The following is a 13,478-nucleotide window of genomic DNA, read 5'->3' as shown; positions in this document are numbered from 1 at the left end:
ACGAGAACGGCAGGAGGATCGCCCCTGCCGTGAAAATCATACGGCGGGTTTTGCCGTGGGTTTACGGTTGTAGGCCAACCAGATCAGGAAGATGCCGCCGACGATCATCGGCACGCAGAGCAACTGACCCATGGTCAGCCAACCGAAGGCGATGTAGCCGAGTTGGGCATCGGGCACCCGCACGAACTCCACGATGAAGCGGAAAATACCGTAGAACAGCGCGAACATGCCGGAAACGGCCATGGTCGGGCGCGGCTTGCGCGAGTACAACCAGAGAATCACGAATAATGCCACACCTTCCAGGGCGAACTGGTACAGCTGCGACGGATGACGCGGCAACTGGGCCGGGTCGCTGAACGGCGGGAAGACCATCGCCCACGGCACATCGGTGGCCTTGCCCCACAGTTCGGCATTGATGAAGTTGCCGATGCGCCCGGCACCCAGGCCGATCGGCACCAGCGGCGCGACGAAGTCCATCAGCTCGAAGAACGACTTGTTGTTGCGCTTGCCGAACCACAACGCTGCCAGCATCACGCCGATGAAGCCACCGTGGAACGACATGCCGCCTTTCCACACTTCGAAGATCAGCGCCGGGTTGGCCAGGTAGGCGTGCAGGTCGTAGAACAGCACGTAGCCCAGGCGGCCACCGACGATCACCCCCATCGACAACCAGAACACCAGGTCGGAGAGCTTCTCGCGCGACCAGGTGGGGTCAAAACGGTTCAACCGGCGCGAGGCGAGCAGCCAGGCGCCGCCAATGCCGATCAGGTACATCAGGCCGTACCAGTGGATTTTCAGCGGTCCGATGGCCACGGCCACGGGGTCTATCTGCGGGTAAGGCAGCATGGATATTCCTCTTGGTTCAAATCAGGAAGCTCAGCCCGACGCAGAACAGCAGCGCGGCGAACAGGCGCTTGAGCAGGCGCGGCGACAACGTGTGCGCCAGGCGTGCGCCGAAGCGAGCGAAAAACATGCTGGTCACGGCAATGCCGACCAGCGCCGGCAGGTAGACATAGCCCAGGCTGTGCGCGGGCAGGTGCGTTTCGTCCCAACCCAGCCACATGAAGCTCAGGGCACTGGCCACGGCGATCGGCAGCCCGCAGGCCGACGAGGTCGCCACGGCCTGCTGCATCGGCAGGCTGCGCCAGGTCAGGAAGGGCACGGTCAGCGAACCGCCACCGATACCAAAGATCGCCGAGGCCCAGCCGATCACCCCGCCTGCGCCGACCAGCGCGGGCTTGCCGGGAATGCCGCGGCCGGCCTTGGGCTTGAGGTCCAGGGCCATTTGCGCGGCGACGATCAGGGCGAACACCCCGATGATCTTCTGCAGTTGCGGGCCCTGGATCAGCGAAGCGGTCTTGGCGCCGATACCGGCGCCGAGCAGGATGCCGACGGTCATCCAGGCGAAGATCGGCCACTGCACCGCGCGCTTGCGATGGTGCTCGAGCACGGCGTTGATCGAGGTGAAGACGATGGTCGCCAGCGAGGTGCCGACTGCCAGGTGGGTCAGGATCGACGTATCGAAGCCCTGCAAGGTGAAGCTGAACACCAGCACCGGCACGATGATGATGCCGCCGCCCACGCCGAACAGCCCGGCCAGCACCCCGGCACAGGCGCCCAATAGCAGATAGAGTGCGAACTCCATTCGTCGTCCCCGAGAAATCAATCCGGCATGGTAACGGAAGGCGGGTACGCGGCTCTAGTGAACTTCGTGACAGGATGGATCCCCACCGCCGCAGTGAGTAGAGTGACGAAAAACACAGAGGCCCAACCTGATGTGTCTGATCGTATTCGCCTGGCGGCCGGGGCATGCCCTGCCGCTGATCGTCGCGGCCAACCGCGACGAGTTCTATGCCCGCCCTACGCAGGCCCTGGCCGCGTGGCAGGATGCGCCTGGCGTGCATGCCGGGCGTGACCTTGAAGCAGGGGGCACCTGGCTTGGCGTGGGGCCGCAGGGGCGCTTCGCGGCGCTGACCAATATCCGCGAACCTGGCCAGCCGCTCGGGCCGCGCAGCCGCGGCGAGCTCGTGGCTGGGTATCTGCAGGGTGAACTGGGGCTGGAGGCGTATCTGGACCAGGTCGCGAGCCGCAGTGGCCAGTATTCCGGGTTCAACTTGCTGGTGGGTGACAGAGAGCAGCTGGGCTACCTGCATGCACGGGACGCCGCGCCACGGCTGCTGGAGGCCGGGGTCTACGGGCTTTCCAACGCCGGGCTGGATACGCCGTGGCCGAAGCTGATCAAGGCCCGCAATGGGCTCGAGGGGTTGCTGGATGCGGCTGATCCACAGCGGTTGCTGGCGTTGCTTGCCGACGCCGAACCGGCAGCGGACAGCGAACTGCCGGAGACGGGGGTTGGAGTGGTGACGGAGAAACTGCTGTCGAGCGTGTTCATTGCCAGCCAGAACTATGGGACGCGGGCGAGTACGGTGCTGATTGTGGATGATCAGGGCAGAAGGCGGCTCATTGAACGCAGCTTCGGGCCGTTTGGGGGGCATTTGGGGGAAGTTGAGATAATTGTGTAACTGTTGGGGCCGCTTTGCGGCCCCAGAGTCTTCAGAGCGTCTTGTTGGCCCCTGGCGCGATCATCCGCGCCAGTCCGAGGTTCTTCAGCGCCAGCTGCAACGAGCTGTGGATAACCTGCGGGTTGTCATGGCTCATGGCCTCGGCCAGCAGCTCCTTGGCCTTGCTCATGTTCATCTGGCGCAGCATCCACTTCACCTTCGGCAGGTTGGTGGCGTTCATCGACAGGCTGTCGAAGCCCATGGCCATCAACAGGATCGCCGCCGCCGGATCACCGGCCATCTCGCCGCAGATACTCACCGGCTTGCCTTCGCCATGGGCGTCGCGCACCACGGTATTCAAGGCCTGCAGCACTGCCGGATGCAGGTAGTCGTAGAGGTCGGCGACCCGCGGGTTGTTGCGGTCGACCGCCAGCAGGTACTGGGTCAGGTCGTTGGAACCCACCGACAGGAAGTCCACTTGCCGCGCCAGCTCCTTGGTCTGGTACACCGCCGCCGGAATCTCCACCATCACCCCCACCGGTGGCATCGGCACGTCGGTGCCCTCGTCGCGCACCTCGCCCCAGGCGCGGTGGATCAGGTGCAGGGCTTCTTCCAGTTCGTGGATGCCCGAGATCATCGGCAGCAGGATGCGCAGGTTGTTCAGGCCCTCGCTGGCCTTGAGCATGGCGCGGGTCTGGACCAGGAAGATTTCCGGGTGATCGAGGGTCACGCGGATGCCGCGCCAGCCCAGGAACGGGTTTTCTTCCTTGATCGGGAAGTACGACAGCGCCTTGTCACCACCGATGTCGAGGGTGCGCATGGTCACCGGCAGCGGATGGAACGACTGCAACTGCTCGCGGTAGATCGCCAGCTGCTCCTTCTCGCTGGGGAAGCGCTGCTGGATCATGAAAGGCACTTCGGTGCGGTACAGGCCCACACCTTCGGCGCCGCGCTGCTGAGCCCGGGCCACATCGGCGAGCAGGCCGGTGTTGACCCACAGCGGCATGCGATGGCCGTCCGGGGTGACGCACGGCAATTCGCGCAGGGCGTCGAGGCCCTGGGCCAGCTGGCGCTCTTCCTCGACCACCTCGCTGTACTGCTTGCGCAGCACGTCGCTGGGGTTGGTGAATACCTCACCCTTGTAGCCGTCGACGATCATCTCGATGCCGTCGACCTTGGAATACGGCAGGTCGACCAGGCCCATCACCGTGGGAATGCCCATGGCCCGGGCCAGGATGGCCACGTGCGAGTTACCCGAACCCAGCACCGAGACCAGGCCCACCAGCTTGCCTTCCGGCACCTCGCCGAGCATCGCCGGGGTCAGCTCTTCACTGACGAGGATGGTGTTGTCGGCATACACCAGCGATTGCGAACGGGCTTCCTGCAGGTAGGCCAGCAGGCGTCGGCCCAGGTCCTTGACGTCCGAGGCGCGCTCGCGCAGGTAGTCGTCGTCCATCAGTTCGAAGCGGTTGACGTGCTCGCCCACCACCTGGCGCAGGGCGCCCTGCGCCCATTGCCCGGTCTTGATGACTTGCGTCACTTCGCCACCGAGGGCGGCGTCTTCGAGCATCATCAGGTACACATCGAACAACGCGCGCTCTTCAGGGCGCAGCTGGGTAGCCAGCTTTGCCGACAGCTTGCGCATGTCTTCGCGCACGCCTTCGAGGGCGTTGTTGAACAACTTGAGTTCGGCGTCGATGTCATCGACGGTCTTGTCCGGTACCACTTCCAGGTCGGCCGGCGGCAGCATGACCACCGCCCGCCCGACGGCGGCGCCTGGCGAGCCTGGCACGCCAACGAAGCGCGCCTCCTGGATGCCCTTGCCCTGACGGCCCAGGCCGCGAATGGAGCCGGTGGCCTCGGCGTGGGCGATAACCCCGGCGAGCTGGGCGCTCATGGTGACCAGGAACGCCTCTTCGCCCTCGTCGAACTGGCGGCGCTCCTTCTGCTGGATGACCAGTACGCCCACCACCCGACGGTGGTGGATGATCGGCGCGCCGAGGAACGAGGCGAATTTCTCTTCACCGGTTTCGGCGAAGTAGCGGTAACGCGGGTGATCGGCGGCGTTTTCCAGGTTCAGCGGCTCTTCCCGGGTACCGACCAGGCCGACCAGGCCCTCGTTGGGGGCCATGCTGACCTTGCCGATGGAACGCTTGTTCAGGCCTTCGGTGGCCATCAGCACGAACCGGTTGGTTTCCGGATCGAGCAGGTAGACCGAGCAGACCTGACTGCCCATGGCCTCCTTGACGCGCAAGACAATGATCCCCAACGCCGTCTTGAGATCTTTGGCGGAGTTCACTTCCTGGACGATCTTGCGCAGCGTATTGAGCATGGCTCGGGGTCGAACTCCGTCGTCAGTCGCGCGTCAGCAGACGCGGTGCTAGCTCTTTCAGGGCGCGGCGGTAGACCTCGCGCTTGAATGTCACTACCTGGCCCAGCGGATACCAATAGCTGACCCAACGCCAGCCGTCGAATTCCGGTTTGCCGGTCAGGTCCATCCGCACCCGTTGCTCATTGCTTACCAGGCGCAGCAGGAACCACTTCTGCTTCTGGCCGATGCACAGCGGTTGGCTGTGGGTACGGACCAGACGCTGGGGTAAACGATAACGCAACCAGCCGCGGGTGCAGGCAAGAATTTCCACATCGTCGCGTTCAAGGCCAACTTCTTCGTTCAGCTCGCGGTACAGGGCATCTTCCGGCGTCTCGTCAGGGTTGATACCACCCTGCGGGAATTGCCAGGCATCCTGGTTGATCCGCCGAGCCCATAGCACCTGCCCGGCATCATTCGTGAGAATGATCCCGACATTGGGGCGAAAACCATCCGGGTCGATCACGGCAGCAACCTCGCAAACGCATGTCACCGCATTGTTCCACAAAGCCTGCGAGCGCAGCAACGCGCCCGCCAAGCTTATGTGCAGCGAGGTGAAAACTCCGTATTCTGCGGGCCTACCCTGGACTGACGAGTGACCACGATGCGCCTGGCTTTATTCGACCTGGACAATACCCTCCTCGGTGGCGACAGCGACCATGCCTGGGGTGACTACCTGTGCGAACGGGGCATCCTCGACCCGGTCACCTACAAGCAACGCAACGATGCCTTCTACCAGGACTACCTGAACGGCACCTTGGACCTGCAGGCCTACCTGGCCTTTTCCATGGAAATCCTCGCGGCCACCGAGCCTGCGCAACTCGACCAGTGGCGCAGCGAGTTCATGCGTGACTGCATCGAGCCGATCATCCTGCCCAAGGCACTGGCCTTGCTGCAGCAGCACCGCGAGGCGGGCGACCAGCTGGTGATCATCACGGCGACCAATCGCTTCGTGACCGCGCCCATCGCACGCCGGCTGGGTGTGCGGGTGCTGCTGGCCACCGAATGCGAGACGCGCGACGGCCGCTACACCGGACGTAGTACCGATATACCGTGCTTCCGTGAAGGCAAGGTGACGAGGCTTGAGCGATGGATGCTGGAGAACGGGTTCGACCTGGAAGACAGCTATTTCTATAGCGATTCGATGAATGACCTGCCGCTGCTGGAGCGGGTGAGCCATGCGGTGGCGGTGGATCCGGACCCGAACCTGCGGGCGGAGGCTGAGCGGCGGGGGTGGCCAGTGATTTCGTTGCGGGATTGAATTGCTGGGGCCGCTTTGCGGCCCATCGCCGGCAAGCCGGCTCCCACAGGGTTCGGTGAGATCTTTGTGGGAGCCGGCTTGCCGGCGATTGGGCTGCAACGCAGACCCTAGACCGGCTTGGCGCCCATCAACCCGGCAATGGACAGGAAGCACACCCCGCTGAACACCGCCAAGGCCAGGGTAAACCGCAACCCCACCACCTCGGCCTTGCGCAGCCGATTCAAGCGCACCAGCAACCACCACGCGGCAAACGCGCCAAGCGTATAGATGACGCTGGAAGCCAGCACCCAGGTCTGCCCCAGCGGCCAGCCGACCAGGTGCACCAGCCACCAGCCGGTGAACGGCATGCTCACCAGGCACACGCCCATCAGCAGCCAGACGAACACCAGCGGCCGGCGCAGCAGCTTGCCATAGGCCTCGGCGTCACCCTGGCGACGAGCGCGCACCGTCCAGATCGCCAGACCCAGTGCGCCCAGCAGCAGCAAGGCAGTGGCAATGATGTGCAGCGCCTTGAGGGTTGTCAGGTGTTCCATGTGCTTCGCATCCTTGAGAGGTAAGGCAAGCTTAGCCGCTCAACCCAGGAACAGCCGGTAAGCCGCGTTGTCGGTTTCATCCCAGTAGGGGTAACCGATCTTCGCCAGCGCCGCCGGTACCAGGTGGCGCTCGTCTTCGGGCACTTGCAGCCCGGCGACCACTCGCCCGTCCGCTGCGCCATGGTTGCGGTAGTGGAACATCGAAATGTTCCAGCGCCCACCCAGCTTGGTGAGGAAATTGAACAACGCGCCCGGCCGCTCGGGAAACTCGAAGCGCAGCACGATTTCGTCACTGGCGCCGGCCGAGTGCCCACCGACCATGTGGCGAATATGCAGCTTGGCCAACTCGTTGTCGGTCAGGTCGGTCACCGGGAAGCCCTGCTCGATCAACTGCTGCACCAGCGCGACCCGCGGGTCGTTCTCCGGGTGGGTCTGCACGCCGACGAAGATATGCGCCTCGTCGGAGGTGTGCTTGCGGTAGTTGAATTCGGTGATCTGGCGCTTGCCGATGGCCTCGCAGAAGGCCTTGAAGCTGCCCGGACGTTCCGGAATGGTCACGGCGATGATGGCTTCGCGCTTCTCGCCCAGCTCGGCCCGCTCGGCGACATGGCGCAGGCGGTCGAAGTTGACGTTGGCGCCCGAGTCGATGGCCACCAGGGTCTGCCCGGTCACGCCCTTGAGCTCGACATACTTCTTGATCCCGGCAACGCCCAAGGCGCCAGCAGGTTCGGTGATCGAGCGGGTATCGTCGTAGATATCCTTGATTGCCGCACAGATTTCATCGGTACTCACCGTGAGCACCTCATCCACATGCAGGCGGCAGATATCGAAGGTGTGCTGGCCGATCTGCGCCACCGCCACGCCATCGGCGAACAGCCCGACCTGCGGCAGCACCACGCGCTCGCCCGCGGCCATGGCCGCCTGCAGGCAATTGGAATCGTCCGGCTCGACGCCGATCACCTTGATTTCCGGGCGCAGGTACTTCACGTAGGCGGCGATACCGGCGATCAGGCCACCGCCACCGACCGGCACGAAGATCGCGTCCAGCTGGCCGGGGTGTTGACGCAGGATCTCCATGGCCACGGTGCCCTGGCCGGCGATGGTGTGCGGGTCGTCATAGGGGTGGATGTAGACGAAGCCCTTCTCATCCACCAGCTTCAGCGAATAGGCCAGCGCTTCAGGGAACGAGTCGCCATGCAGCACGACCTTGCCGCCACGCGAACGCACGCCTTCGACCTTGATCTCCGGGGTGGTCTTGGGCATCACGATGGTGGCCTTGATACCCAGCTCCCGGGCCGCCAGCGCCACACCCTGGGCGTGGTTGCCCGCCGATGCGGTGACCACACCGCGGGCGAGTTCTTCAGGGCTCAGTTGCGCCAGCTTGTTGTACGCCCCGCGAATCTTGAACGAGAACACCGGCTGCAAGTCCTCGCGCTTGAGCAGGACCTGGTTGCCGAGGCGCTTGCTCAGTTGCCCGGCACTGTGCAACGGGGTTTCGACGGCGACGTCGTAGACGCGCGAGGTGAGGATCTTCTTGACGTACTGTTCGAGCATCGGGAAAGCATCACTGGCCGCGGGACAAGGCCTGCGAGTCTACCCCAGCGCTACGTCGGGCGACCACAGCTGAGCCGCCCAAGCCGCTATACTAGGCAACTTTGAAACCGCCTTGCCCCTTTCGGAGCCCGCATGACCCAGGACCAACTCAAACAGGCCGTCGCCCAGGCCGCTGTCGACTTCATTCTGCCGAAGCTGGATGAAAAGAGCGTCGTCGGCGTCGGTACCGGTTCGACTGCCAACTTCTTCATCGACGCCCTGGCTCAGCACAAGAACGCCTTCGACGGCGCAGTCGCCAGCTCCGAAGCTACCGCACAGCGTCTGAAGGGCCATGGCATCCCGGTCTACGAGCTGAACAGCGTCAGCGAGCTTGAGTTCTACGTCGACGGTGCCGATGAAAGCGACGCGCACCTGAACCTGATCAAGGGCGGTGGCGCAGCGCTGACCCGCGAGAAAATCGTCGCGGCGGTGGCCAAGACCTTCATCTGCATCGCCGATGCCAGCAAGCTGGTGCCCGTACTGGGCGCCTTCCCGCTGCCGGTCGAAGTGATCCCGATGGCCCGCAGCCACGTGGCGCGCCAGCTGGTCAAGCTGGGCGGCGATCCGGTCTACCGAGAGGGTGTGGTGACCGACAACGGCAACGTGATCCTCGACGTGTACAACCTGCAGATCACCAACCCGGTAGAGCTGGAAGCACAGATCAATGCCATCGTCGGCGTGGTGACCAACGGCCTGTTCGCGGCGCGTCCGGCCGACCTGCTGCTGCTGGGTACCTCGGAAGGTGTGAAGAGCCTCAAGGCCGAGTGATGCCATCGCCGGCAAGCCGGCTCCCACAGGTACACCACAGGCCTTGAGCCATGTGAAGAACCTTGTGGGAGCCGGCTTGCCGGCGATGAGGCCAGAAAGAACACTCAGTCAGCCGGCTGCCGGAACACATAGAACAGGTTCGGCTCACTGACCAGGTAAATGGTCCCCGCCTCGTCCATCGCAATTCCCTCCGCCTGCGGCACCGTCTCCTTGAGCCCCCCGAACCCCTTGCGCAACGACAAGGTACTCAGCGGCCTGCCCTCCACATCCAGCTCCAGCACCAACCGCGATTCATCCGACAACGCCAGCAGATGCCCACTGCGCTCGTCGAACTGCAGGCTGGAAAGATCGCGCACGAACAACCGCGAGTCGCGCTTGCGGTCCTGCACCACATGCACCGCGTAAGGCTGGTCCGGGCTTTCATGGGGGAAGCCATGCACCTCGTAGATCAGCATCGGGTCGCGCTCCTTGGCCACGAACAGGCGCTTGCCCGCAGAGTCGTAGGCCAACCCCTCGAATCCCTTGTTGCCGTTCAGGCCGATGCGCAGGAACAACTGCTCCGCATCCCCGGCATCGAGGAACGCCGTGTCGTCGTCGACGCGCACGCGAATCAGCCGTTGCTGACGCTCATCGGTGATCACGTAACTGTTGGGGCCGACATACTCCACGGCTTCGGGGTCGCCGAAGCCGGTCAACGAAATGCGGCGCAGGATACGGCCGTCGAGCGACAGCTCGATCAGTTCGGAACGGGCATTGGTGACCGTGAAAAGGGTCTTGCGGTCAGGGTCGTAGGTCAACGCTGACAGGTCGTCATCCAGCCCCTCGACCGGCTGAGCTTCGATAACAACCTGGTAGCGGTCCAGCCCCATGCTCTGCTCGGCGGGTTGCCACCAGGCCTTGAGGTTGAACCAGGCGCGTTCATACAGGCGAAATTCCTGCCCGGCCAGGCCCAGTACCAGCAGCCCGGCAAGCAAGAACAGCAAAGGCAAACGCACAAAACGACGCATAACGGCAGACTCGACTCAGGGGATGGCGAATCTAACCATGGATGTCTGAAGTAAAGCTTAATCCTCGACGTCAGAAAATCCTGAAACTACTGCGCGTTCTTCTTGAAGCGGTAGAAAAGCGCCGGCTCGCTGACCATGTACAGGTTGCCCTGGTCATCCATGGTCACGCCTTCGGCCCGCGGAATGGTGTCTTCAAGCCCGTTGAAGTTACCCAGCAGGGTCATGAAGCTGACCTGCTGGCCCTGCTCGTCGAGTTCCAGCAACATGTTGGAGTCAGCCGACAATACCAGCAGATGACCGGTACGCGGGTCGATGCCAAGGGCAGACAGGTTGCGTATGTCGAGCTCGTCATTGGCCAACACCTGCTTGTCACCCTTGAGCGGGCTGCGCCCATCGGTACTCCAGGTGTAAAGCTTGGGCGGGCGCTCCTCGCCTATCACCAGGCGCTGGCGCATCGGGTCCCAGGCCACGGCCTCGAAGCCCTTGTTGCTCTTGGCCGACTGGCCCAGGTCATGGCTCGGGAAGTCGGCGTGGTTCAGCGAACGGGTCTGCGCATCCACCTTGACCACGGTCAGGTCGTGGTGGCGCTCATCGGTGATGGCAAGCTGACCGTCCTCGAGCACCGCGATACCTTCCGGGTTGCTCCAGCCCTCCAGCGGGATCTGTCGCAGCACATCGCCATCAAGGTTGAGCTCGACCAGGAACGGGTTCTTGCCCATAACCACGAACAATGTGCGGGTCTTCGGGTTGAACGCCACGTCCGAGGCTTCGTCATCATCCATGCCAGGCAACGGCTTGGCATCGATGTCGACCTGGTAATCCGGCAACCACACGCTTTCGCTGCGCTCGGCGTTGCTCTCGAAGCCTTCCTTGACCCACAGCAGGCCGCGATCATCCCAGTGCATGGCCACCGCTACGCCGTAACCGATCACTGCCGCCACGGCCAGGCCGAAGGGCCAGCGCAGATAAAAGCGGCGTTTTGGCCTTGAGGAAGCAGGGGCGCTGGAAGGAGATGCCATGCGAGGTGGTCCTGGGGAAAAGGGCGAGGGTTGGCGCATTATCCGGATGGATTGTGAAAAAAACGGTAAACCGCCTGCTTTGCGCGATCCCCCCGTGGGAGCCGGCTTGCCGGCGACAGGGCCCTGACAGGTAGTCCGACTGTGCCTGGCCCGGCCTCATCGCCGGCAAGCCGGCTCCCACATGGGTTTCGCATTCGTCTTCAAGACATGGGCAAGGATCAGAGCACCCGGCTCTCGAAGCGGCTCACGCCCGGCAGCTCCAGCACCAGCTCATCGCCCACATTGAACGGGCCAACGCCAGCCGGCGTACCCGTCAGGATCACATCACCCGCCTGCAACGAGAAATGCAGGGCCATATACTGGATCATCGGCACGATCGGGTTGAGCATCATCGCGCTGTTGCCGTCCTGGCGCACTTCGCCGTTGACGGTCAGGCGCACCGGGATATCGGTGACATCCTCAAAGGCGGCAGCCGAAACGAACGGCGGCAGCACACAGGCACCATCGAAGCTCTTGGCCAGCTCCCACGGCAAACCTTTCTCCTTGAGCTTGGCTTGCACGTCACGCAGGGTCAGGTCCAGCGCCGGCGCATAGCCGGAAATGGCGTCGAGCACCTCTTCCTCCGACGCATGGCTGGACAGCGACTTGCCCAGCAGCACCGCAATTTCCGCCTCGTAATGCACCGAGCCACGGTCGGTCGGGATCTTGAAACCGCCTTCCAGCGGCACCACGCAGCTGCCCGGCTTGATGAACAGCAGCGGCTCGCTGGGGATGGGGTTGTCCAGTTCCTTGGCATGTTCGGCATAGTTGCGGCCGATACACACCACCTTGCCCAGCGGGAAGTGGATGCGCGTGCCGTCTACGTACTGGTGCTGGTAACTCATGGCCGACTCCTAGGCTTGCTGCTTTTTATTCAGGAGCGAAGATCTTACCCGGATTCATGATGCCGTTAGGGTCGAAGACGGCCTTTATTGCCTTCATGCAGGCAATTTCTTCAGGCGAGCGGCTGTAGCCCAGGTAGTCGCGCTTGGTCATGCCCACGCCGTGCTCGGCGGAGATCGAGCCGTTGTAGCGCTGGACGATCTCGAACACCCATTTGTTGACCTTGGCGCACGAGGCGAAGAAGTCGTCCTTGCTCATGTGCTCGGGTTTGAGGATGTTCAGGTGCAGGTTGCCGTCGCCGATATGCCCGTACCAGACCACTTCGTAATCGGGGTAGTGCTCGCTGACGATCGCATCGATGTCGCGCAGGAAGGCCGGCACCTTGGAAACGGTCACGGAGATGTCGTTCTTGTACGGCGTCCAGTGGGAGATGGTTTCCGACAGGTACTCGCGCAGCTTCCACAAATTCTTCAGCTGGGTTTCGCTCTGGCTCATCACCCCGTCCAGCACCCAGCCCTGTTCGACGCAGTGTTCGAAGGTGGCCAGCGCCTCGTTGGCCACCGCCTCGGTGCTGGCCTCGAACTCCAGCAAGGCATAGAACGGGCAATCGGTGGCGAACGGAGGCGGCACATCGCCCCTGGCCATGATCTTGGCCAGGCCTTTGTCGGAGAAGAACTCGAACGCGGTCAGGTCGAGCTTGCCCTGGAAGGCATGCAGCACCGGCATGATCGAGTCGAAGTCCGGCGTGCCCAGCACCATCGCGGTGAGGTTGCGCGGAGCGCGGTCCAGGCGCATGGTCGCCTCGACCACAAAGCCCAGCGTGCCCTCGGCGCCGATGAACAGCTGGCGCAGGTCATAGCCGGTGGCGTTCTTGATCAGGTCCTTGTTCAGTTCGAGCAGCTCGCCCTTGCCCGTGACGACCTTCAGGCCGGCCACCCAATTACGGGTCATGCCGTAGCGAATCACCTTGATCCCACCGGCATTGGTGCCGATGTTGCCGCCAATCTGGCTGGAGCCGCTGGAGGCGAAGTCCACCGGGTAATAAAGGCCGTGTTCTTCGGCGCAGGCCTGCAACTGGCGAGTGATGACCCCGGGCTGGCAGACCACGGTGCGGTCAACGGCATTGAAGTCGAGAATCTGGTTCATGTAGTCGAAGGCGACCACCACCTCGCCATTGGCCGCCACGGCCCCGGCCGACAGCCCGGTGCGCCCGCCGGACGGCACCAGCGCAACGTGATGGCGATTGGCCCAGCCGACGATGGCCTGCACCTGCTCCACGGTCTTGGGGAACACGATGGCCTTGGGCGCGGGCGGATAGTGCTTGGTCCAGTCCTTGCCGAAGGCCTCCAGGGAAGCCGGGTCGGTCAGGACCTTGCCCGGGTCGACAAGGGTCATCAGTTCATCAATTACCGCAGGGTGGGTCATCGCTGGAACTCTCGACTTATTCATAGTCACCCTGAGCACTCTTCACCTGTCGGGATAAGCTCAGATTGTGTCGCGTATGCTAGCATAGCCCTCCCGCTGTTCATGCTAGAGCCGACGCCGC

At 63.4% G+C, this 13,478-nt stretch carries 13 protein-coding genes; 3 read left to right on the top strand and 10 right to left on the bottom strand.

From position 1 onward, the window contains the following. Nucleotides 1-36 precede the first annotated feature (36 nt). Both lgt and PPL01S_RS00560 read right to left on the bottom strand, forming a co-directional pair. Complete coding sequence (gene lgt / locus PPL01S_RS00565) at nt 37-846, bottom strand: prolipoprotein diacylglyceryl transferase (RefSeq protein ID WP_016392478.1); 810 nt, start codon at nt 844-846, stop codon at nt 37-39. 16 nt (nt 847-862) lie between these two features. After that, nucleotides 863-1,645 (bottom strand): sulfite exporter TauE/SafE family protein, encoded by a 783-nt coding sequence (locus PPL01S_RS00560; protein ID WP_028625044.1) that lies wholly within the window; start codon nt 1,643-1,645, stop codon nt 863-865. Between the two features lie 130 nt (nt 1,646-1,775). Between PPL01S_RS00560 and PPL01S_RS00555 the strand changes: the two genes are divergently transcribed. After that, on the top strand, nt 1,776-2,522 hold the full coding sequence (locus tag PPL01S_RS00555; protein ID WP_016392476.1) for an NRDE family protein: 747 nt from the start codon (nt 1,776-1,778) through the stop codon (nt 2,520-2,522). 31 nt (nt 2,523-2,553) lie between these two features. Here the strand turns inward: PPL01S_RS00555 and ptsP are convergent, their stop codons facing one another. Both ptsP and PPL01S_RS00545 read right to left on the bottom strand, forming a co-directional pair. Then, entirely contained in the window at nt 2,554-4,833 is a 2,280-nt protein-coding gene (gene ptsP, locus PPL01S_RS00550) for a phosphoenolpyruvate--protein phosphotransferase (protein WP_016392475.1), read from the bottom strand. Between the two features lie 22 nt (nt 4,834-4,855). Then, nucleotides 4,856-5,335 carry an RNA pyrophosphohydrolase gene (locus PPL01S_RS00545; protein WP_003249017.1) on the bottom strand — a complete coding sequence of 160 codons (480 nt, stop codon included), beginning with the start codon at nt 5,333-5,335 and terminating at the stop codon, nt 4,856-4,858. Between the two features lie 138 nt (nt 5,336-5,473). Here PPL01S_RS00545 and PPL01S_RS00540 point away from each other — a divergent pair, with 138 nt between their 5' ends. After that, nucleotides 5,474-6,130 carry a histidinol-phosphatase gene (locus PPL01S_RS00540; RefSeq protein ID WP_016392474.1) on the top strand — a complete coding sequence of 219 codons (657 nt, stop codon included), beginning with the start codon at nt 5,474-5,476 and terminating at the stop codon, nt 6,128-6,130. Between the two features lie 107 nt (nt 6,131-6,237). Here PPL01S_RS00540 and PPL01S_RS00535 read toward each other — a convergent pair whose 3' ends face one another. Together PPL01S_RS00535 and ilvA are read right to left on the bottom strand one after the other, a co-directional pair. Beyond that, a complete protein-coding gene (locus tag PPL01S_RS00535) occupies nt 6,238-6,663 on the bottom strand; it encodes a DUF2269 domain-containing protein (protein WP_028625043.1) in 426 nt (141 codons plus the stop codon). A gap of 39 nt (nt 6,664-6,702) precedes the next feature. Continuing rightward, nucleotides 6,703-8,217 (bottom strand): threonine ammonia-lyase, biosynthetic, encoded by a 1,515-nt coding sequence (ilvA, locus tag PPL01S_RS00530; protein ID WP_016392472.1) that lies wholly within the window; start codon nt 8,215-8,217, stop codon nt 6,703-6,705. A 132-nt stretch (nt 8,218-8,349) separates the two neighbouring features. On the opposite strand from ilvA, the gene rpiA reads away from it, so the two are divergent. Beyond that, nucleotides 8,350-9,024, top strand: coding sequence for a ribose-5-phosphate isomerase RpiA (gene rpiA, locus PPL01S_RS00525; RefSeq protein WP_016392471.1), 675 nt, complete (start codon nt 8,350-8,352; stop codon nt 9,022-9,024). Nucleotides 9,025-9,128: 104 nt separating this feature from the next. Here rpiA and PPL01S_RS00520 read toward each other — a convergent pair whose 3' ends face one another. From PPL01S_RS00520 to PPL01S_RS00505, 4 genes are all read right to left on the bottom strand, one after another. After that, nucleotides 9,129-10,031: an SdiA-regulated domain-containing protein gene (locus tag PPL01S_RS00520; RefSeq protein ID WP_028625042.1), complete on the bottom strand. Its 903-nt coding sequence runs from the start codon at nt 10,029-10,031 to the stop codon at nt 9,129-9,131. Nucleotides 10,032-10,117: 86 nt separating this feature from the next. Beyond that, nucleotides 10,118-11,050 (bottom strand): SdiA-regulated domain-containing protein, encoded by a 933-nt coding sequence (locus PPL01S_RS00515; protein ID WP_016392469.1) that lies wholly within the window; start codon nt 11,048-11,050, stop codon nt 10,118-10,120. Nucleotides 11,051-11,268: 218 nt separating this feature from the next. Continuing rightward, the gene (locus PPL01S_RS00510; RefSeq protein ID WP_016392468.1) at nt 11,269-11,934 is read right to left on the bottom strand and encodes a fumarylacetoacetate hydrolase family protein; all 666 of its coding nucleotides are present in this window, start codon (nt 11,932-11,934) and stop codon (nt 11,269-11,271) included. A gap of 25 nt (nt 11,935-11,959) precedes the next feature. Further along, nucleotides 11,960-13,357 (bottom strand): D-2-hydroxyglutarate dehydrogenase, encoded by a 1,398-nt coding sequence (locus PPL01S_RS00505; RefSeq protein WP_016392467.1) that lies wholly within the window; start codon nt 13,355-13,357, stop codon nt 11,960-11,962. Between the last annotated feature and the right edge of the window lie 121 nt (nt 13,358-13,478).

This window comes from Pseudomonas plecoglossicida NBRC 103162 = DSM 15088 (assembly GCF_000730665.1).
GTDB lineage: Bacteria > Pseudomonadota > Gammaproteobacteria > Pseudomonadales > Pseudomonadaceae > Aquipseudomonas > Aquipseudomonas plecoglossicida.
The sequence above is the reverse complement of the archived record's forward strand: the minus strand, read 5'-3'. Positions and strand labels throughout refer to the sequence as shown.